The organism is Micromonospora sp. PTRAS2 (assembly GCF_054052245.1).
This window is the reverse complement of record NZ_JBSWBU010000007.1, coordinates 260,422-280,684: the sequence shown is the minus strand read 5'-3', so window position 1 is coordinate 280,684 and position 20,263 is coordinate 260,422. Positions and strand designations below refer to the sequence as shown.

Annotated in this window: 14 protein-coding genes; 10 read left to right on the top strand and 4 right to left on the bottom strand. The window is 75.3% G+C overall.

The genetic code is table 11. The annotated features are described in order from the left end of the window. Nucleotides 1-34 precede the first annotated feature (34 nt). The 3 genes from ACVMYR_RS22650 to ACVMYR_RS22640 all read right to left on the bottom strand — a co-directional run bounded on the left by ACVMYR_RS22650 (nt 35) and on the right by ACVMYR_RS22640 (nt 5,028). Nucleotides 35-1,042, bottom strand: coding sequence for a LacI family DNA-binding transcriptional regulator (locus tag ACVMYR_RS22650; RefSeq protein WP_077940226.1), 1,008 nt, complete (start codon nt 1,040-1,042; stop codon nt 35-37). A gap of 49 nt (nt 1,043-1,091) precedes the next feature. Beyond that, entirely contained in the window at nt 1,092-3,575 is a 2,484-nt protein-coding gene (locus ACVMYR_RS22645; RefSeq protein WP_457122656.1) for a glycoside hydrolase family 3 C-terminal domain-containing protein, read from the bottom strand. Between the two features lie 241 nt (nt 3,576-3,816). Then, a complete protein-coding gene (locus ACVMYR_RS22640) occupies nt 3,817-5,028 on the bottom strand; it encodes an ROK family transcriptional regulator (protein ID WP_353902431.1) in 1,212 nt (403 codons plus the stop codon). Nucleotides 5,029-5,266: 238 nt separating this feature from the next. On the opposite strand from ACVMYR_RS22640, the gene ACVMYR_RS22635 reads away from it, so the two are divergent. From ACVMYR_RS22635 to ACVMYR_RS22595, 9 genes are all read left to right on the top strand, one after another. Further along, nucleotides 5,267-6,928 carry an extracellular solute-binding protein gene (locus ACVMYR_RS22635; protein ID WP_077940199.1) on the top strand — a complete coding sequence of 554 codons (1,662 nt, stop codon included), beginning with the start codon at nt 5,267-5,269 and terminating at the stop codon, nt 6,926-6,928. Beyond that, nucleotides 6,925-7,956 carry an ABC transporter permease gene (locus ACVMYR_RS22630; RefSeq protein ID WP_077940200.1) on the top strand — a complete coding sequence of 344 codons (1,032 nt, stop codon included), beginning with the start codon at nt 6,925-6,927 and terminating at the stop codon, nt 7,954-7,956. Before ACVMYR_RS22635 ends, ACVMYR_RS22630 begins: the two co-directional genes overlap by 4 nt. After that, on the top strand, nt 7,953-8,930 hold the full coding sequence (locus ACVMYR_RS22625) for a carbohydrate ABC transporter permease (RefSeq protein ID WP_228986228.1): 978 nt from the start codon (nt 7,953-7,955) through the stop codon (nt 8,928-8,930). The genes ACVMYR_RS22630 and ACVMYR_RS22625 overlap by 4 nt, the downstream gene beginning before the upstream one ends. 90 nt (nt 8,931-9,020) lie before the next feature. Further along, the gene (locus ACVMYR_RS22620; protein ID WP_077940202.1) at nt 9,021-11,111 is read left to right on the top strand and encodes a beta-galactosidase; all 2,091 of its coding nucleotides are present in this window, start codon (nt 9,021-9,023) and stop codon (nt 11,109-11,111) included. A gap of 100 nt (nt 11,112-11,211) precedes the next feature. Continuing rightward, on the top strand, nt 11,212-12,654 hold the full coding sequence (locus ACVMYR_RS22615) for a cellulose binding domain-containing protein (RefSeq protein WP_457122655.1): 1,443 nt from the start codon (nt 11,212-11,214) through the stop codon (nt 12,652-12,654). Between the two features lie 125 nt (nt 12,655-12,779). Further along, a complete protein-coding gene (locus ACVMYR_RS22610; protein ID WP_457122654.1) occupies nt 12,780-13,529 on the top strand; it encodes an LmeA family phospholipid-binding protein in 750 nt (249 codons plus the stop codon). Further along, on the top strand, nt 13,529-15,709 hold the full coding sequence (locus ACVMYR_RS22605; RefSeq protein ID WP_457122653.1) for an MMPL family transporter: 2,181 nt from the start codon (nt 13,529-13,531) through the stop codon (nt 15,707-15,709). Before ACVMYR_RS22610 ends, ACVMYR_RS22605 begins: the two co-directional genes overlap by 1 nt. A gap of 9 nt (nt 15,710-15,718) precedes the next feature. Beyond that, nucleotides 15,719-16,414: a response regulator transcription factor gene (locus tag ACVMYR_RS22600; RefSeq protein ID WP_043969013.1), complete on the top strand. Its 696-nt coding sequence runs from the start codon at nt 15,719-15,721 to the stop codon at nt 16,412-16,414. Next, nucleotides 16,411-17,793 (top strand): sensor histidine kinase, encoded by a 1,383-nt coding sequence (locus ACVMYR_RS22595; RefSeq protein ID WP_198956774.1) that lies wholly within the window; start codon nt 16,411-16,413, stop codon nt 17,791-17,793. Before ACVMYR_RS22600 ends, ACVMYR_RS22595 begins: the two co-directional genes overlap by 4 nt. On the opposite strand, the gene kynU is transcribed toward ACVMYR_RS22595, so the two are convergent. Next, the gene (kynU, locus tag ACVMYR_RS22590; protein ID WP_431895061.1) at nt 17,786-19,045 is read right to left on the bottom strand and encodes a kynureninase; all 1,260 of its coding nucleotides are present in this window, start codon (nt 19,043-19,045) and stop codon (nt 17,786-17,788) included. The genes ACVMYR_RS22595 and kynU overlap by 8 nt on opposite strands. A gap of 220 nt (nt 19,046-19,265) precedes the next feature. Here kynU and ACVMYR_RS22585 point away from each other — a divergent pair, with 220 nt between their 5' ends. Further along, the gene (locus tag ACVMYR_RS22585; RefSeq protein WP_457122652.1) at nt 19,266-20,258 is read left to right on the top strand and encodes a helix-turn-helix transcriptional regulator; all 993 of its coding nucleotides are present in this window, start codon (nt 19,266-19,268) and stop codon (nt 20,256-20,258) included. The last annotated feature ends 5 nt before the right edge of the window (nt 20,259-20,263 follow it).

The following is a 20,263-nucleotide window of genomic DNA, read 5'->3' as shown; positions in this document are numbered from 1 at the left end:
CGAGGGGCGGGGTGGTCAGCGGGCGGCGGTGCGGTCAGCGGGGGGCGGCGGCCGTGCTGTCCCGGATCGTCAACCGGGGTTCGAGCAGCGTCGCGTCGGGCACCGGCTCGCCGTGCACCTTGCGCATGAGCAGCGACACCGCCTGCTGGCCGACCTCCTCGGCCGGCAGGGGCACCGACGTGAGCCGGGGACTGGCCTGCTCGGCGAACTGGTCGGGGCAGATGCCGACCACCGACACGTCCTCCGGCACGCGCCGGCCGAGGGTGGGCAGCGTCGCCAGCACGGGCCCGACGGCCGACTCGTTCTGCACGATCAGCCCCGACAGGTCCGGCCACCGCTCGAACAGCTCCACCAGCTCCCGGCGTACGGCCGCCGTGCCCTCCTCGCAGGGCCGGACCACGGTGTCGACGCCGAGCCGCGCGGCGGCGTCGAGGATGCCGTTGCGGGTGCGGTGCGCGAAGCCGGTGCCCCGGTCGTAGACGGCGGCCGGGGCGCCGAGCAGGGCGATCCGCCGGTGGCCCAACCCGGCCAGGTGCTCGACGCAGACCGCGCCGGCCCGGTGGAAGTCCAGGTCGACGCAGGTCAGGCCGGTGGGGTCGGCCGGGAAGCCGATCAGCACGCTGGGCCGCCCCAGCTCCCGCAGCAGCGGCACCCGCGAGTCGTGCATCTCCACGTCCATCAGCAGCAGACCGTCCACCATGGCGCTGGCCGCGATGCGACGCAGCCCCGCCGGCCCCTCGTCGGAGGTGACCAGCAGCACGTCGTGCTCGACGGTGCGGGCGGTGGTCACCACCGCCATCGCGAACTGCATCACCACCGGCACCTGCATCCCGGAGCGCAGCGGCAGCACCAGCGCGACGACGTTGGCCCGCCGGCTGGCCAGGGCGCGTGCGCCGGCGTTCGGGTGGTAGCCGAGCATCCGGATGCTGGCCAGCACCCGGTTGCGGGTCACCTCGGAGATCGCCCGCTTGCCGCTGAGCACGTACGACACGGTGCTGACGGCGACCCCGGCGTGCCGGGCGACGTCGGAGATGGTGACCAGGTCGGGTGACTTCGCCGGCCGCGCCGCCGTGGGCAGGCGCGGGCCGTGGTCACCGGGACCGGCCGGCACCCGTGGCCTCCCGCGAAGGGGCGTCGGCGGCGGACGCCGCCCGGACGCGGAGCGTGCCGACGAGCCGGATGTCGGTGGCGGACCGGCCGACCAGCACGGTGTGCGCGGCGTCCTCCACGACCCGGGCGCCCCGGATCTCGTCCCACCAGCCCAGGTCGGCGGCGCGCAGCCGCAGCCGGACCACCCGGCGCTCGCCGGGGGCGAGGGCGACCCGCGCGAAGCCCCGCAGCTGGCGCAGGGGCTGCTTGACCCGGGAGCGCCGCTGCCGGGTGTAGAGCTGCACGACCTCCTCGCCCGGCCGGTCGCCGCTGTTGGTGACCTCGACGCGCACCTCGACCTCCCCGTCGGCGGCCACCGACGCCGCGCTGAGTCGCAGGTCAGCGTAGTCGAAGCGGGTGTAGCCGAGCCCGTGGCCGAGCGGGTACAGGGGGTCACCCCGGTGGTAGAGGTAGGTGGCGTCGGCGTCGATGATGTCGTAGTCGAGCAGGTCGGGCAGCTCGGCGGCATCGGCGTACCAGGTCTGGGTGAGCCGGCCGCCCGGCTCGGCGTCGCCGAACAGCACCGCGGCCAGCGCCGCGCCGTGCTCCTGGCCGCCGTGCGCCGACCACAGCACCGCCGGCAGGTGGGCGTCGGCCCACCCGATCGCGTACGGGTAGCTGCTGGTCAGCGCGAGGACGGTGCGGGGGTTGGCGGCGTACGCGGCGCGCAGCAGCGCCTCCTGCCCGGCCGGCAGCGCCAGGTCCACCCGGTCCTCGGTCTCCCGCCCGTTGACCATCGGGTGGTTGCCGAGGGCCACCACCACCACGTCGGCGTCGGCTGCCAGGGCGGCGGCCTCGGCGGCGCCGTCGGCGACCAGCTCCACGGCGAACGGGGTGCCCGCACCCGGCTCGGCGGCGTCGGCGCGCAGCCGCCCGTCGGGGCCGACGGCGACGTACCGGCCGGTGGCGAGGTGGTGCAGCAGCACCGTGCCGTCGGGGCCGGACCGGAACCGGAAGGTCTCCCGGACGATCCACCCGCCGGGCCCGGTGCGGTCGTTGACCAGGCCGGCGTCGTCGTCGCCCCCGACGTGCCGGCCGTTGGCGACGGCGCGCAGCGCCACCGCGTCCCCGCCCCAGTCGAACACGTCGAACCAGGTCGCCTCGGTGGCGGCGGTGGCGTCGAGGGTGAGCGGGCCACCATCGGCGTCGGTCGCGCAGCGCACGTACCGGTCCCCGGCGCGCAGCGCGATCCGGTCGGCGCCGCTGTGGCTGGTGACGGTGCCGACCCGTGCGGCCAGGGCGTCGAGGGTGCTGACCGCGTACGGCAACGTGCCGCTGTACCAGTCGGTGTGCACCGCGTCGGCGAGCGGGCCGAGCACGGCGACCCGCAGCCCCGGGCGCGCGGTCAGCGGCAGCAGGCCGTCGTTGCGCAGCAGCACGACGCACTGCCGGGCGGCCTCGCGGGCCAGCTCCCGGTGCGCGGGGCAGTCGACGACGTCGGGTGCCACCCCGGCCCACGGGTCCTCGTGCGCCGGGTCGAGGTCGCCGAGGCGCAGCCGGACGCCGAGGATCCGCCGGACCGCCCGGTCCACGTGGGCGGTGGTGATCAGGCCCCGCTCCAGCGCCTCGGTGATCCGGCCGGTGGTCAGGGCGCTGTTCGTGTCGTCCTCGGTGAAGCTGTCGATGCCGGCGCGCAGCGCGGCGGCGAAGCCGTGGACGTGGTCGGGCTCGCGGCCCTGCACCCCGGCGATGTTGGTGGCCGCCCCGGCGTCGCCGACGACCATGATCTCGTCGGCGGCCATCGGGCGCAGCTCGCCCTCGATCAGCGGGCTCAGGTGCGCCGGAACGCCGTTGACCAGGTTGTACGAGGCCATGACGGCCACCGCCGCCCCGGCGGCCAGGGGCGCCCGGAACGCCGGCAGCTCGTACTCGTGCAGCACCCGTGGGGGCAGGTCGCTGGAGGTGGTGGCGCGGTCGGTCTCGTTGTTGTAGCCCAGGAAGTGCTTGAGCGTCGGCGCGGTCCGCAGCCGGTCGGGGTGGTCGCCGCGCAGCCCCCGGGCGTACGCGGTGGCGAGGTGCCCGGTGAGCCACGGGTCCTCGGACCAGCCCTCCTCGTTGCGCCCCCAGCGGGGGTCACGCAGCGGGTTGACCACCGGCGCCCACACGTTCAGCCCGACCCGTTCGGGGTCGGCGTGGTGCTTGGCGCGCACCTCGGCGCCGACGGCGGCACCCACCGACCGCACCAGCTCGGCGTTCCAGCTGCTGGCCAGCCCGATCACCTGCGGGAAGACCGTGGCCGTGCCGAGCCAGGCCACCCCGTGCAGCGCCTCGGTGCCGGTGCGGAACGGCGGCAGCCCGAGCCGGTCGACCGGGGCCTGCCACTGGTGCAGCAGCCCGATCTTCTCGGTGAGGGTGAGGCGGGCCAGCAGGTCGTCGACGCGGGCGGCGGGGGACGGGCCGGGCGTCCGGCCGGTGCTGTCGGTCATGGTGGATCGGTTACCTTCCATGGGCTAGCGATGCCCGGGCGGCAGGTCGAAGCGCTTCGACGACCGTCGTGACGGGTGGCATCGCGGGGTGGTGGTGTGCGGATGTCGACCCGGACGCGGTGAAGCGCTTCGACAACCGACGAGGAACCAGGCCGCCTCGTCTGCCCGGACGGGACGGCTGCTCCGAGGTTGGCACCACCGGGCCGATGTGGTCAAGGCCTGACGGTGACGGGTTCCGGCGTCAGCGGACGGGCAGGCGGCCACTCTCGACGGTGGCCAGGGCGGCGGTGGCGCCGCCGAGCGCGGCGGCGGTGCCCCCCAGTGTGGACGCCTCCAGCCGGCACCCGCCGGCCTCCGGGGCGAGCGTGCGGGCGGCCAGCTCGGCCCGGGCCGCCGGCAGCAGCCACGGCCCCAGCGTCGCGAGATGGCCCCCGACCAGCACCGCCTCGGGGTTGAGCAGGTCGGCCAGCACGGCGACCGCGTGGCCGAGGTGGCGGCCGGTCTCGGCCAGCCCGGCGCGTACGGTCGGGTCGTCCTGCCCGGCCAGGGCCTTCAGCCGGTCGAGCTCGGGCAGGAAGTCGGTGACGGGACCGTCCTCGGCGGTGTCGGGCAGCAGCCGACGTACCACGGCCGGCAGGCCGACCAGCGCCTCCAGGCAGCCGGAGCGCCCGCAGGCGCAGGCGGGGCCGGTCGGGTCGAGGCACAGGTGCCCGATCTCGCCGGCGAAGCCCCGGCTGCCGCGCAGCAGCCGGCCGTCGACGATCGCCCCGGCGCCGATCCCCGCGCCGCCGGTGAGGTGGACCAGGTCGGTGGCCCCGGCCTGGGCGCCGTGCCGCTGCTCGGCCAGGGCGGCGAGGTTGGCCTCGTTGTCCACGGCGACGGTGAAGTCCGGGTCGCGCAGCGCGGCGCGCAACTGGTCGGCGAGGGGCACGTCGCGCCAGCCGAGCGCGGGGGACAGGGGCACGCAGCCGGCCGCGTCGACCAGGCCCGGCACCCCGACGGTCAGGCCGAGCACGGCCCGCCCCTCGCCGGCGACGCGGGCGGTGGCCCGACGGGCCAGCGCGGCGAGGGCGCGGACCGTCTCGGCCGGGGTCGCGGCCGGCGCGGCGAAGGCGCGCCGCCAGGTGAGCAGCCGGTTGCCGCCGAGGTCGACCGCCACCGCCGCGAGCTCGTCGGCGCCGACCTGGAGGCCGAGGGCGGCGTACGGCTCGCCGTCGAGGACGAGCATGGTGGCGGGGCGGCCGATCCGGTTCTCGGTCAGCCCGGTCTCGCGCACCAGTCGGCGCTCGATCAGCTCGCCGACGAGGCTGGAGACGGTGGCCTTGTTGAGCCCGGTGCGGGCCGCGATGTCGGCCCGGGAGCAGGGGGCGTGCACCCGGACGTGCCGCAGCACCACGGCCCGGTTGGCGACCCGCACGTCGCCGAGGTCCGTCGGCTGCGGGTCGTTCTGCATGCTGATCAAGATGTGCCCGCTCCCTGCGCTGCCGGTGCGCGATCCCCGGTCGGTCCGCGCGTCCATCATCGCGCACCGCGGCACCCCAGCGGACCACCGCGCGCGGCACGTCGCCTCGCGGTCGCCGCTCCCTTGTGGGTCGGATCACCGTCGATTAGTTTATTCGGCTAGTAACCCAACTAATCCTAGCCGGGCGCGCGTGCTCCGCAAGCCCCGCGTGTCAGATGAAGGGAACGCCGTGAAGCCGTCCCTGCCAGGCGTATCCACCGATCGCCGGACCCTGCTGCGTCTCGCCGGTCTCGGCGCCGCCGCGACGATGGGTGGCGCCACCCTCGCCGGCTGCAGCAAGGAGGCCGGAAGCAAGGGCAGCGCCACCCAGGCCGACGCGGTCCGGGCCGTCCTGCCCAACCACAAGCCGGCCGAGGTCCTCAAGCCGGACATCCCGGGGGAGGGGCCGATCCCGGACGGCTACCTCAGCTACCCCAAGGACCTCGTCGACGCGGTCACCGAACAGCCCGGCAAGGGCGGCGCGGCGATCCGCACCATGAGCCCCTGGTGGGGGCCGACCCCGCCGACGCTGGGCAGCAACTCCTACCTCACCGCGATCAACACCAAGCTGGGCGTCGAGATCAACCCCAGCCTCCAGGACGGCACCACGTTCGCCGACAAGCTCAACGCCATGCTCGGCGCCCGCGACGTGCCCGACCTGCTCATGGCGCCCAACTGGGAGGTCGACAAGGTCGCCCGGTTCTCCGACGCGGTCAAGGCGCTCTTCGAGGACCTCACCGACCACCTCAAGGGCGACGCCGCCGCGAAGTACCCGTACCTGGCCGCGCTGCCCACCGGGTCCTGGGAGTACTCGGTCTGGGGCGGGCGGCTGGCCGCCGTGCCGTACCCCACCGACGGTCCCTTCGCGTGGGCCCTGTTCCACCGCAAGGACCTGTTCGACAAGGCCGGCCTGGCCGCGCCGACCTCGCCCGAGGAGCTCTACGAGCTGGGCAAGAAGGCGACCGACCCGGCCAAGGGCGTGTGGGCCTTCGGCACCGTCTTCGACATGGTGCAGCAGTTCTACGGCTGCCAGCAGACCTGGCGCAAGAAGCCCGGCGGCGGCCTGGAGCACAAGTTCGAGAACCCCGCCTTCAAGGCGGCCCTGGAGTTCACGGCGAAGCTGTTCAAGGAGGGGCTGGTCCACCCGGACACGGTGTCCAGCAAGGGCGCCGACGAGAAGCAGCTGTTCAAGGCCGGCAAGATCCTGATGTTCCAGGACGGGCTCGGCGCGTGGCAGGGCCTGCAGGGCGAGCAGTCCAAGGTGCTGGCGAGCTTCAACATGCAGCCGCTGCCCGTGTTCGGCGCGGCCGGCGCGCAGCCGGTCATCTGGGGCAGCGAGAAGCCGATCTTCTTCACGTTCGTCAAGAAGGGCCTCGGCGCCGACCGGGTCGACGAGATCCTGCGGGTGCTCAACTGGTGCGCCGCGCCGTTCGGCAGCCGCGAGTTCGAGCTGCGCGAGTACGGCGTGGAGGGCAAGCACTTCACCCGCGCGGCCGACGGCAGCCCGATCCCGACCGAGCTGGGCCGCAAGGAGCTGGGCGGCCAGTACAACTTCTGCCGGGTCGCGGTGAAGGTCAAGAGTGGCGACACCCCGGACTACGTCCAGCAGTACCTGGACTACCTCAAGAAGAACGTCGCCCTGCTGGAGAAGGACCTGTTCGCCGGGATCAAGCTGGAGCTGCCCGCCAACTGGTCGAAGATCATCCAGCCGACCGACGACAAGATCCGCGACATCCTGCGCGGCCGCCGCCCCGTCAGCGACCTCGACCAGGTGACGAAGGAGTTCATGGCCTCCGGCGGCGAAGAGGGGCGCGCCTTCCACGAGAAGGCGCTCGCCGACAACGGCCGATGAGCGGCCCGGGCACCGCCGGCGCGGTGGACGCGCCGGCGGCGGCCGGGCAGGCCCCGCCGCCGACCCGCAAGCCCCGGGGCACCGGCCGGCGCCGGCACCGGGCCAGCCTGGGCGCGCGGCTGCGCCGGGACTGGCCGCTGCTGGCGATGACCGCGCCGGCCGCCGCGCTGCTGCTGGTCTTCCACTACCTGCCGACCCTCGGCAACGTCATCGCCTTCCAGGACTACAACCCCTTCGTCGGCGACGATCCGGTGGAGGCGTTCCTCTACAGCGAGTGGATCGGCTTCGGCAACTTCGAGGCGCTCTTCGCCGACCCCCTGTTCTGGGACGCGGTGCGCAACACCCTCACCATCACCGCGTTCCAGCTGGTGTTCTTCTTCCCCCTGCCGATCCTGCTGGCGATCCTGCTCAACAGCCTGGTCTCCGGGCGGGTGCGCGGCTTCGTGCAGAGCGTCGTCTACCTGCCGCACTTCTTCAGCTGGGTGCTGGTGGTCACGTTCTTCGTGCAGATGCTCGGCGGGGCCGGACTGCTCGCCCAGGAGATGCGCGAGGCCGGGATGCAGCCGTGGAACATCATGACCAACCCGGACACGTTCATCGTGCTGGTCACGGCCGAGGCGGTGTGGAAGGACATCGGCTGGGGCGCGATCGTCTTCCTGGCCGCGCTCGCCGCGATCGACCCCAACCTGTACGAGGCGGCGGCGGCCGACGGCGCCGGGCGGTGGCGGCGCATGTGGCACATCACGCTGCCCGGGCTGCGGCCCGTGATCGTGCTGCTGCTCATCATGCGGCTCGGCGACGCGCTGTCGGTCGGCTTCGAGCAGTTCATCCTGCAACGGGAGGCGGTCGGCCGCGACGCCGCCGAGGTCCTCGACACCTTCGTCTACTACCAGGCCATCGCCACCCAGCAGTGGGGCCTGGGCGCGGCGGCCGGGCTGTTCAAGGCGGTGGTGGGCCTGATCCTCATCCTCGCGGCCAACAAGCTCGCGCACCGGCTCGGCGAGCAGGGGGTGTACTCCAAGTCATGACAGCGCAGCTCAGTGGCATTTCACCGGTGCCGGCCGCGCCCGCTACCGGCGGCAAGCCCAACCGGCGGCGGCGCGGCAGTGCCCGGCCCCCGTGGGAGGAGCCGCCCTCACCGGTCGGCCTGTTCGGCAAGGGCGTCGTGCTCGTCCTGCTCGTGGCGGCGGTGCTCGTGCCCCTGTGGGCGGTGCTGGTGACCAGCCTCGCCTCCCGGGAGACGATCGACGCGGCCGGCGGCATGGTGATGGTGCCCCGGGAGTTCGACCCGTCGGCGTACATCACGATTTTCAACGGCGGGCAGATCACCCGGGCCGTCTGGATCAGCACCCTGGTCACCGTCCTCGGCACGACGGTGAGCCTGGTGCTCACCGTGCTGGCCGCGTACGGGCTGTCCCGGCCCGGCTCGGTGGGGCACCGGGGCCTGCTGTTCTTCTTCCTGCTGACCTTCCTGATCTTCCCGGGGCTGGTGCCCAGCTACCTCGTGGTCACCGGGCTGGGGCTCAAGGACAGCATCTGGTCGCTGATCCTGCCCAGCGCGATCAGCGTGTTCAACCTCGTGGTCATCCGGGCGTTCTTCATGGGCGTGCCCGGTGAGCTGCTCGACAGCGCCCGCATCGACGGGGCGGGCGAGTTCCGCATCCTCACCCGGATCATGCTGCCGCTGTCGAAGGCGGTGATCGCGGTGGTCGGCCTGTTCTACGCAGTCGGCTACTGGAACGCCTACTTCAACTCGGTGCTCTACATCGACGACAACGACAAGTTCCCCATCCAGCGGGTGCTGCAGAGCTACATCCTGGCGGGCCAGTCGCCGAACGTCTCCGGCGCCGCGGTCAGCCTGCCCGGGATCACCGCGTACCCGCCGACGCTGGCGGTGAAGATGGCCGTGGTGGTGGTGACCGTCGTCCCGGCGATCATCGTCTACCCGTTCGTGCAGCGGCACTTCACCAAGGGCGTCATCACCGGCGCGGTGAAGGGCTGACATCGAGGCGTCCCCGCGCGGAGCCGACTCCGCGCGGGACGCCGGCCGGCGTACCCGGACACCACCACCTCGACGAACGGACGGTGCGGCATGTGGGACGAGGCCCGGCTCCGCTTCGGCGGCGACTGGAACCCCGAGCAGTGGCCCGAGGGGGTCTGGGCCGAGGACGTGGCCCTGATGCGCCGGGCGCGGGTCAACCTCGTCACCGTCGGCGTGTTCGCCTGGTCCCGCCTCGAACCCGCGCCCGGCCGGTACGACTTCGGCTGGCTCGACCGGGTGCTGGACCTGCTCGCCGACAACGGCGTCGGCGCGGCCCTGGCCACCCCGACCGCGTCGCCGCCGCCCTGGTTCTCCCTGGCCCACCCGGGCGCGCTGCCGGTGACCGCCGACGGGGTACGGCTGCACCACGGCAGCCGGGACACCTACTGCGCCGCCGCGCCGGCGTACCGGGCCGCCGCCCGGCGGATCGCCGGGGTCCTCGCCGACCGCTACGCGCACCATCCGGCGGTGGCGCTGTGGCACGTGCACAACGAGTACGGCACCGTCTGCCACTGCGAGCACGCGGCGGTGGCGTTCCGGGCGTGGCTGGCCGGGCGGCACGGCAGCCTGGACGCCCTCAACGACGCCTGGACCACCAGCTTCTGGAGCCAGCACTACTCCGACTGGGCGCAGATCAGCACCCCCCGGGCGACGCAGTACCTGGCCAACCCCGGCCAGCTGCTCGACTTCCGCCGGTTCTGGTCCGACACCCTGCTCGCCGCGTACGCCGAGCAGCGGGACCTGCTGCGGGCGGCGAACCCGGCGGTGCCCGTCACCACCAACTACGTTCTCGGAGACTGGGTGCCCGTCGACCACGCCCGCTGGGCCGCCGAGGTCGACCTGGTGGCCGTCGACCACTACCCGTCGGCCGTCGACGGCGGGGCCGAGGAACAGACGGCGCTCGCCGCGGACCTGGCCCGGGGCTGGGCCCGCCACGGCGCGCGCGCCCGGGCCGCTGCCCCGGCGGCGACCGCCCCTGACCCCCGCGCCCCCGCCGACGGCGACGGACGGCGGCCGGTGCCCGGCGACGCCGCCGACGGCGGCGCGTGGCTGCTCATGGAGAGCGCCCCGAACCTGATCTACACGGCCGGACGGATGCACACCAAGGAGCCCGGCCGGATGGCCCGGCACAGCCTGGCCCACGTCGCCCGGGGCTCGCGCGGCGCGATGTACTTCCAGTGGCGCGCCCCCGTCGGCGGGGCGGAACGCTTCCACTCCGCGCTCGTGCCGCACGCCGGCCCCGACAGCCGGGTCTTCCGCGAGACGGTGGAGCTGGGCGCGATCCTGGACCGGATCGCCGAGACCGACGGCGCGGGGGTCGAGGCGTCCGTGGCGATCGGCTGGGACGCCGCCAGCGGGTGGGCCCTGCAGCACCCCGGCCTGCCCTCGCAGCGCGTCAACCACCACGAGGAGGTCGCGGCGGCGCACCGGGCGCTGTGGCGGGCCGGCTTCGGCTGCGACGTGGTGCTGCCCGGCGACCCCGTCGACGGGTACGCGCTGCTGGTGCTCCCGGCGCTCTACCTCGCCTCCGACGCCGCCGCCGCGTGGGCCCGCGCCTACGTCGCCGGCGGCGGCCACCTCGTGGTGACCTGGCTCAGCGGCGTCGCCGACGAGCACGCCCGGGTGCGCACCGGCGGCTACCCCGGCGCGTTCCGCGACGTGCTCGGCGTCCGGGTGGAGGAGTTCCACCCGCTCGCCGACGGCGACGAGGTCCCCCTGGGCGGGGGCGGCACCGGGCGGATCTGGGCCGAGACCGTCGGGCTCGCCGGGGCCGAGACCGTCCGCGCGTACGCCGGCGGGGTGCTCGCCGGGCAGCCGGCGGTGACCCGCCACCGGCACGGCGCGGGCACCGCCTGGTACGTCTCCACCCGGCCCGACGACGAGACGTACCGGCGGCTGCTGACCGACGCGGCCCTCGCCGCCGGCGCGGCGCCGACCTGCCCCGCCGCGCCGGCCGGGGTGGAGGCGGTGCGCCGCCGGGGTGCGGCGGCGAGCTGGCTGTTCCTGCTCAACCACACCGACCGGGCGCACCGGGTGCCGGCCGCCGGCGTGGAGCTGCTCACCGGCGCGCTCGTCGACACCGCAGTGGAGGTGCCCGCCGGTGGCGTCGCCGTGGTCCGGGAGGCCCCCGCCGCCCGCTGACCGTCGGCATCCTTGCGCGTACTCACGACCGTCGATTAGTTTGTTTGGATATCAGACTAACGGTCGACTCGACCGCCGTCGGACCAGCGAGGGGAAACGCGTGGGAACCAGGGGAGCGACCGCGGTGCTGACCGCGTTGATGCTCGGCGCGACCGCCGCCGTCACCGCCGCCGTGCCCGCACAGGCCGCGGCGGCCGGCTGCGCCGTCACCTACCGCGTCGGCGGGCAGTGGTCCGGGGGTTTCACCGCCGACGTCACCGTCACCAATCTGGGCGCCCCGGTCACCGCCTGGACGCTGACCTGGTCCTACCCCTCGGGCCAGCGGGTGACGCAGGCGTGGAACGCCACCGTCACCCAGGCCGGCACGCAGGTGACGGCCCGCAACGCGGCGTGGAACGGCGGCCTGGCCACCGGCGGCGGCACCACCTTCGGGGTGATGGGCTCGTTCGGCGCGGCCAACCCGGCCCCGACCGGCTTCGCCCTCAACGGCACCACCTGCGGCGGCGACGACCCGGGCGACCCCGGCGACCCGGGTGGGCCGTCCGGCGTGCTGGCGCAGACCCACACCGCCGGCCGGGTCGTGACCGCCGGGCAGACCGTGCAGTACAGCTGGCCCGGCATCTACTTCGAGGGCCGCTTCCGGGGCACCGGCGTCGGGCTCGTCTTCGACGACGCCGCCAACGACTACGACGTCGCGGTCGACGGCAAGGTCGTCGCCACCCTGGTCAAGCCCGGCACGACCACCCGCTGGATCGACGGGCTCGCCGCCGGCGAGCACAGCGTACGGCTCGTCAAGCGCACCGAGAGCCCGTGGAGCGCCAGCGCGTTCGGCGGCCTCGTCGCCGCCGCAGGCGGGGCCATCCTCGACCGGCCCGCCGCCCGCACCCGGCAGGTCGAGTTCATCGGCGACTCGCTGACCGTCGGCTACGGCAACACCTCCGGCACCCGCGACTGCACCGGCGACCAGGTCACCCGCACCACCAACACCGACCTCAGCTTCGGCGCGCTGACCGCCCGCGAGCTGAACGCCGACTACCAGGTCAACGCCTACTCCGGCATCGGCATGGTGCGCAACTACAACGGCGGCTCGCCGGGCGTCGGCTACGGCACCTACTACGACCGGGCGCTGCTGCACGTCGACGGCGACGTCTGGGACCGGCCCGCCACGTGGCGTCCGCAGCTCGTCGTGGTCGACCTCGGCACCAACGACTTCTCCACCCCGATCAACAGCGGCGAGCCGTGGACGGACGCGAGCCTGGCCGCCGCCTACCGCGCCACGTACGTGGCGTTCCTGGAGAAGCTGCGGGCCCGCTACGGCGCGGGCACGACGATCGTGGTCGTCGGCACGAGCCTCTTCGGGGACAAGGCCCGGCAGGTCGTCGGTGACCGCAACGCCGCCGGCGACGCCAAGGTCCGCTACTGGCACCTCGACGACGCCGGCCTGGACCTCCTGGGCTGCCACTGGCACTACTCGGTCGCCGACGACCGGCTCATCGCCGACCGGCTCGGCGACTACGTCGCCACCCTCGGCCTCGACTGGTAGCCTCCCCACCCCCGCGGCGGCCAGCCCCCGTCGGGGGCGGCCCCGCAGGTGGGCCACCCCGAACTCCCACGTTTCTCTCATCGTCCTCGGGTGGTGGGTCCAGACCGGCCTGTTCTGCTCTACCGGTGCGATTGCGAATCATCCGGCGGCGACGAGCCGCCCTGCTGGCCGCCGCCTGCGTGGCGGTCCTTGCGACGGTCGCGGTGGTGGCCGACCGGTGGGTCGCGCGGACGGCGGCGCAGCGGCTGTCCGACCGGCTGGCCTGCGCCGCCGGCCTCGACCGGTCGCCCACGGTCGACCTCGGCGGGTTCCCCGTGCTGCCCGGCGTGCTCACCGGTGAGCTCGGCCGGGTGAGCGTGCGGGCCGCCGACGTCACGCGCGGCGACGTGCGGGCCGCCGAGGTGGACGCCGAGCTGTCCCAGGTGCGGCTGCCCGGCGAGCAGCCGGCCCGCGTCGGCGCGCTGGACCTGCGGATCCGCGTCGGCTTCGACGCGCTGCCCGGCACGGTCGGCGAGCGCCCGGTGCAGTACCGGGGCGTCGGCGGGCTGCTCGCCGTCGAGACCACCGCGCCGATGGCCGGGCAGCAGCTTCCGGTCACCGTGCTCGCCCGGCCCGCGATCGACGCCGGCCGGCTGACCGTCACCCCCACCGAGATCGAGGTGTTGGGCATGCGGCGGCCCGCCGGTGCCAAGCTGGTGGAGCGGCTCACCGGTGGCCGCGACCTGTCCCGGCCGCTGCCCGCGCTGCCCGCCGGCCTGAGCTGGCAGGGCGTCGACGTCGCCGACGACGGCCTGCGGCTGCGCCTGACCGGACACGACCTGACCCTGCCCGGGGGCGGCGACGGCCGCCGCGCCGGCACCTGCGGAGGAAACTGATGCACGCCCGTACCGACGGTTGGACCCACCGGACGCTCAAGCGGCTGGGCGGCTGGTGCGTACGCCGGCCGTGGCGGGTCCTCGCCGCCTGGCTGCTGCTCGCGGTCGCGCTGGTCGGCGGCGTCGCCGCCTTCGGCCGGCCGGTCGACAACGATGTGGCCCTGCCCGGCAGCGACGCCCAGCTCGCCCGCGACCTGAGTGAACGCGGCGGCGGCCCCGCCAGCAGCGGCCAGGTCGTGGTGCACGTCGACACCGGCCGCCTCGACGAGCCGGACCGCCGGGCGGCGCTGGAGCGCAGCGCCGCCGCGCTCGCCGCCGTGGAGCACGTGACCCGGGTCGACGGCGTCGACGCCCGCGCCGGCACCCTCAGCCCCGACGGCCGCACCGGCTACCTCACCGTGCGCCTCGACGTGCCCGCCCGCGAGGTGGACAAGGCGCTCAGCGGAGCGGTGCTGGACGCGGCGCAGCCGGCCCGCGACGCGGGCGTCGAGACGGTGCCGGGCGGGGTGCTCGCCACGGCGGCCGAGCGGGGCGGCTCGCACACCGCCGAGGCCGTCGGGCTGCTCGTCGCCGCCGTGGTGCTGCTGTTCGCCTTCGGAGGCCTGGTCGCCGCAGCCGTCCCGCTGGTCACCGCGCTGTTCACCCTGGGGTGCGCGCTCGCCACGGTCGGCCTCGCCGGCCACCTGGTGTCCGTGCCGTCGGTGGCCGGCAACCTGGCCACGATGATCGGGCTGGGCGTCGGCATCGACTACGCCCTGTTCCTGATCACCCGCTACCGGGCGCTGCGGGCCGCCGGCACGCCGGCCGACGAGGCGCTGGTCGCCGCCATGGGCACCGCCGGCGCGGCGGTCGTGTTCGCCGGCGGCACGGTGGTCATCGCCCTCGGCGGCCTCGCCGTGGCCGGCGTGCCCATCCTCGGCACGCTGGGCTGGACCGCCGGCCTGGTGGTCGTGGTGGCCGTGCTCGGCGCGGTGACCCTCCTGCCGGCCCTGCTGGCCGTGCTCGGCCCCCGCCTCGACGCGCTGCCGCTGCGCCTGCGCCGCCGCGCCGCCGACGGCGGCTCCGGCTGGGCCCGGCAGGCCGAGCGGGTGACCCGCCGCCCCTGGCGGTGGGCCCTGCTCGCCGCCGCGCTGCTCGCCGTGCTCGCCGCACCCGCCGCCACGCTCACCCTCGGCCAGCTCGACGCCGGCGACGACCCGCCGGGCAGCGCCACCCGCACCAGCTTCGACCTGCTCGCCGAGGGCTTCGGCCCCGGCGTCAACGGCCCGCTCAACGTGGTCGCCGCCGTCGACCCGCCGGCCGCCGGCACCGCCGACCCCCGGCTCGTCGAGCTGACCCGCGAGCTGGCCGCCACGCCCGGCGTCGCGTCGGTGGCCCCGGTGCGCCTCGCCGACGGCGGCCGGGTCGCCACGGCCAGCGTGCAGCCGGACACCGGCCCCAGCGACCCCGCCACCGCCGCCCTGGTCGCCGACCTGCGCGACGTGCGGGTCGACGGCGTGCAGGTGCACGTCGGCGGGGCCACCGCCACCCGCGCCGACCTGGCCGACCGCGTCCGGGACCGGATGCCGTGGGTGATCGCCGTGGTCGTCGGGCTGTCCACCGTCCTGCTGTACGTGGCGTTCCGCGCCCCCGTGGTGGCGGTCAAGGCCGCCGTGATGAACCTGGTCTCGATCGGCGCCGCGTACGGGGTGCTGACGGCCGTCTTCTCCTGGGGCTGGGGGGTGGAGCTGACCGGCCTGTCCGGGCCGGTGCCCGTGGAGAGCTACGTGCCGATGATGCTGTTCGCGCTGCTGTTCGGCCTCTCCATGGACTACGAGGTGTTCCTGCTCAGCGCCGTGCAGGAGGCGTGGCGGGCGACCGGCGACAACCGGGTCGCCGTCCGCGACGGGCTCGCCGGCACGGGCCGCGTGATCACCTCCGCCGCGCTGATCATGGTGACCGTCTTCGCGGGCTTCGTCCTGCACACCGACCCGGTGATCAAGATGTTCGGCCTCGGCATGGCGGTCGCCGTGGCGGTGGACGCCACCGTGGTCCGGGGGCTGCTGGTGCCGGCGACGATGGCGCTGCTCGGCCGGGCCAACTGGTGGCACCCGGGCCGCCGGCGCCGGCCCGCCCCCGAGCCGGACAAGGCGCAGGCTCTCGCCGGACTCTCATCGAATTCCCAGCCGCCCGTGGTCTGATCCGTCGAGATGAACGCCGCCGCCGTCCGGGTCCTGGTCGTCGACGACCAGCCCAACATCGTCGACATGCTCGCCACCGTGCTGCGGTTCCACGGCTTCGACGTGGTGACCGCGACCACCGCGGCCGAGGCGCTGCGCCGCGCCGGGGAGAGCCGCCCCCGGCTCGTCGTCCTCGACGTGCTGCTGCCCGACGGCGACGGGTTCGAGGTGTGCCGGTCGCTGCGGGCCGCCGGCCACGAGATCGGCATCGTCTTCCTCACCGCCCGCGACGCCCCGCGCGACCGGATCGCCGGCCTCACCTACGGCGGAGACGACTACGTCACCAAGCCGTTCTCGGTCGAGGAACTGGTCGCGCGGGTGCGGGCGGTGCTGCGCCGCATCGGCTCCGCCCCCGTGCCCGCCACCGGCGTGCTCCGCTACGCCGACCTCGAACTCGACGAGGAGACCTGCGAGGTCCGCCGGGGCGGCCGGCTGCTGTCGCTGTCGCCGACGGAGTTCAAGCTGCTGCGCCACCTCATGCTCAACCCCGGCCGGGTGCTCTCCCGCGCCCAGATCCTCGACGCCGTGTGGCGCTACGACTTCGACGGCGCGTCGAACGTCGTCGACACCTACATCGGCTACCTGCGGCGCAAGCTGGACCCGCTCGGGCCGCCCCTGATCGAGACCCGGCGCGGCTTCGGCTACGCCCTGCGTGCGCCCGGGTGAACCGGCTGCCACTGCGCCGCAGCCTGCTGCTCGGCCTGGTCGGGCTCACCGCGACCGCGCTGGTGTCCGCCGGGCTGGTCAGCGCGCTGGCGCTGCAGGCGTACCTGATGCAGCGCACCGACGACCAGCTGCGCTCCGCCGCCGCCGTCGTCGCCACCCGGGTGAAGCAGCTCGCCGGCCAGCCCCCCGGCACGGTCCGGGCCGCCGTCGCGCCGTCGGACTACCTGGTGGAGATCCGCCACCGCGGCACGCTCACCCGGTTCTCGGCGGCGACCCCGCCGGCCACCCCGCTGCTCGACCTGTCGCCGGCGCCGCCCGCCGACGGCCCGTCGGCGCCGGTCACCCTGGACGGCCGGTGGCGGGTGGTCACCGTACGCGCCGGCGAGGCCGTCGTGCTCATCGCGCTGCCGCTGGCCCCGGTGACGCAGACCGTGCGCCGGCTGGTGCTGGTCGAGCTGGCCGGCGGCGCGGCGGTGCTGCTCCTGCTGGCCGGCTCCGCGCGGCTGCTGCTGGTGCGGGGGCTGCGCCCGCTGGACCGGATCACCGCCACCGCGACCGCCATCTCCGACGGCGACCTCGACCGCCGGGTCCCCCTGGACGGCGTGCGGGTCGCCGATCCGCGCACGGAGGTGGACCGGCTCACCCTCGCGGTCAACGGCATGCTCACCCGGCTCCAGGCGGCGATCGCCGCCCGCACCCGCTCGGAGCAGCGGCTGCGGGACTTCGCCGCCGACGCCTCCCACGAGCTGCGCACCCCGCTGACCTCGATCCGCGGCTACCTGCAGATCCTGCGGCACGACATGGTCGAGCCCGGCCGTCGGGCGGAGGTGCTGGCCCGCAGCGAGGACGAGGCCGTCCGGATGGGCCGCATCCTCGACGACCTGTTCTACCTGGCCCGCCTCGACGCCGAGCCGCAGCTGCGGCACGACCGGGTGGACCTGGCGGTGCTGGCCCGCGACTCCGTCGCCGACCTGCTCGCCGCCCAGCCCGGCCGGCCCGCCCGGCTGCTGGCGCCCACGCCCGTGCCGGTCACCGGCGACGAGCACGCCCTGCGGCAGGTGCTGGCCAACCTGCTGGCCAACGTGCGCGCCCACACCCCGGCCGACGCCCCCGTCACCGTCGCCGTCGAGCCCGACGCCGACGGCGTCACGGTCCGGGTCACCGACGGCGGGCCGGGCGTCGACGCCGCGCTCGCCGAGCGGGCGTTCGACCGGTTCACCCAGGCCGAGCCGGGGCGCGGCGGCGGCAGCGGGCTGGGCCTGGCCATCGTCGCCGGCATCGTCGCCGCCCACGGCGGGAGGGTCGGCATCGAGTCCCCGCCGGGCGGCGGGACCGAGGTCTGGTTCGCCCTGCCCCGCGCCGCCGACACGCTCAGGTGACCCGCGACGGCCCGCCCGGCACCCGTTCCCAGCCGCGCCGCTCGGCCAGGCCCCGCAGCCGGTCCAGGGCGTCCCACACGTCGACATAGCGGGTGTAGAGGGGCGCGGGCCCCAGCCGCAGCCGGTCGGGGGCCCGGTAGTCGCCCACCACGCCCGCCTCGGCCAGGGCGCGGGAGATCCGCAGCGCCTCCGGGTGGTGCAGGCAGACGTGGCTGCCGCGCCGGTCGGCCTCGCGCGGGGAGGCCACCCGGAAGCCGTACGGGGTCAGCCACGCCTCGGCCAGCGTCACGATCAGCTCGCCGAGGCGGCGGCCCTTGGCGCGGACCCGGTCGATGCCGGCCTCGGCGAGCACGTCCAGCGCCGGGTCGAGCGGCGCGAGGGCGAGGATCGACGGGGTGCCGACCAGGAACCGGTCCAGGTCGGGGGCCGGGTCGTAGCCGGGACCCATGCCGAACTGGTCGCGCCGGCCGAACCAGCCCTGGATCGGCTGGCGCAGCCGGGACTGCAGCTCGCGGCGCACGTACAGGAAGGCCGGCGCGCCCGGGCCGCCGTTGAGGTACTTGTACGTGCAGCCGACCGCGAGGTCCGCGCCGGTGGCGGCCAGCTCGATCGGCACCGACCCGACGGCGTGCGACAGGTCCCACAGCACCGTCGCGCCGACCTGCCGGGCGGCGGCGTTGACGGCCGCCATGTCCAGCAGCGCCCCCGACCGGTAGGCCACCGCCGACAGCACCACCAGCGCGACGTCCCCGTCGAGCGCGGCGCGCAGCTCGTCGAGCCGCAGCCCCTCGTCGAGGTCGGAGGGGAGCAGCCGCAGCGTCAGCCCGCGCGCGGCGGCCAGCCCCTCCAGGACGTACCGGTCGGTGGGGAAGTCCTCGGCGTCCACCAGCACCGTGCGGCGGTCGCCAGCGGCGTCCAGCGCGGCGGCGGCGAGCTTGTAGAGGTTCACCGACGTGGAGTCGGAGACGACCACCTCGCCGGGACGCGCGCCGAGGGCGTGCGCGGCGAGCCGGTCGCCGATGCGCCGGCCCCACTCGATCCAGGTGGGCCAGGACCGGACGAGCCCGTCGCCCCAGCCCTGGCGGACCAGCCGGTCCAGGTGCGCCGGGGTGGCCGCCGGCAGCCGGCCCAGGGAGTTGCCGTCGAGGTAGATCAGGTCGTCGTCGGCGATCACGAACCGGTCACGCAGGTCCGCGAGGGGGTCCGCGGCGTCCAGCTCCTTGGCCAGGTGGCGCGGGAAGTCGTCTCGCACGTGCCGTACCCCTTCCCGACCTGCCGGCCCCCGGCGGCGCCGGCCGGCGTCCGCACCGGCCGCCCAAGCTAGCCGGCCTGCCTGCGGCGCCGGCCGGCGGCGGGTCGCCGTCCCGGCCGGTGGACGGATCTCACGTCTTCCGATATCGACGCCCGGCCACCCGTAACGCCGCTCGGATCCGGTGCGTTGTGGACGTGGAACGCGGCGATGGGGAGGCGACGTGCGTGCAGGTGACGGCGTGGATGCGGGGGGTTCGGCACCGGTGGTCCACGACGAGGTCACGACCCGGGATCCCGACCTCGCCCACCACACCATCGCCGCGCAGTACTCCGCCCACCGCCCCCGGTTCGCCGGCAGCGCCCTCGGCTTCCGGTTCCGGCTCGCCACCACCCAGGCGGGAGAGCTCGGTGTCGACCAGATCGTGCACTCGATGGACGCCCGGTCGTGGACGGAGCCCTACTCGGGCTTCCTGGCGGTGCACGTGCGGCGCGGGTGGTACCACTGGCGGGTCGGCCGCGACGAGCTGGCCCTGCCGCCGGGCGCGGTGGGCCGGTTCCACAACTCGCCCATGATCATGCAGTGGAGCGACGTCACCGCCAGCGTGGTGCGGCTGTCGACCGCGCACGTCGCCCGCGTCGCCGCCACCCGCACCGACGTCGCCGTGGCCGACTTCCGGTTCGAGGGGATGGCCCCCGTCTCCGCCGCCATGGCGCGCGCCTGGGTGGGGCTGTCGGCGTTCCTCGACGCGCAAGCCGCGGCGGCGGACGAGACGCTGGCGCACCCGCTCATCCGGGCCAGCCTCGCCGAGCACGTGGCGACCACCGCGCTGGCCGTGTTCCCCAACACCACCATGACGGCCGGTTACGTGCCGGGGCCGCGCCGGGTGGAGCCGGCCGTGGTCCGGCGGGCCGTGGCCTACATCGAGGCCCACGCCGCCGAGCCGATCACCCTGGCGCAGATCGCGCAGGTCTGCGGGGTCGGCCCGCGCGGGCTCCAGGCCGCGTTCGCGCGGCACCTCGGCGTCAGCCCCACGACCCACCTGCGCCGGGTCCGGCTGGACCGCGCACACCGGGACCTCGTCGACGCCGACCCGACCGGGGGCGCGTCGGTCGCGGCGATCGCCCGCCGGTGGGGCTGGGGCAACCCGGGCCGCTTCGCCGAGGCGTACCGGCGGGCCTACGGCCGGCCACCCAGCCACACCCTGCGGGCCTGACCGCC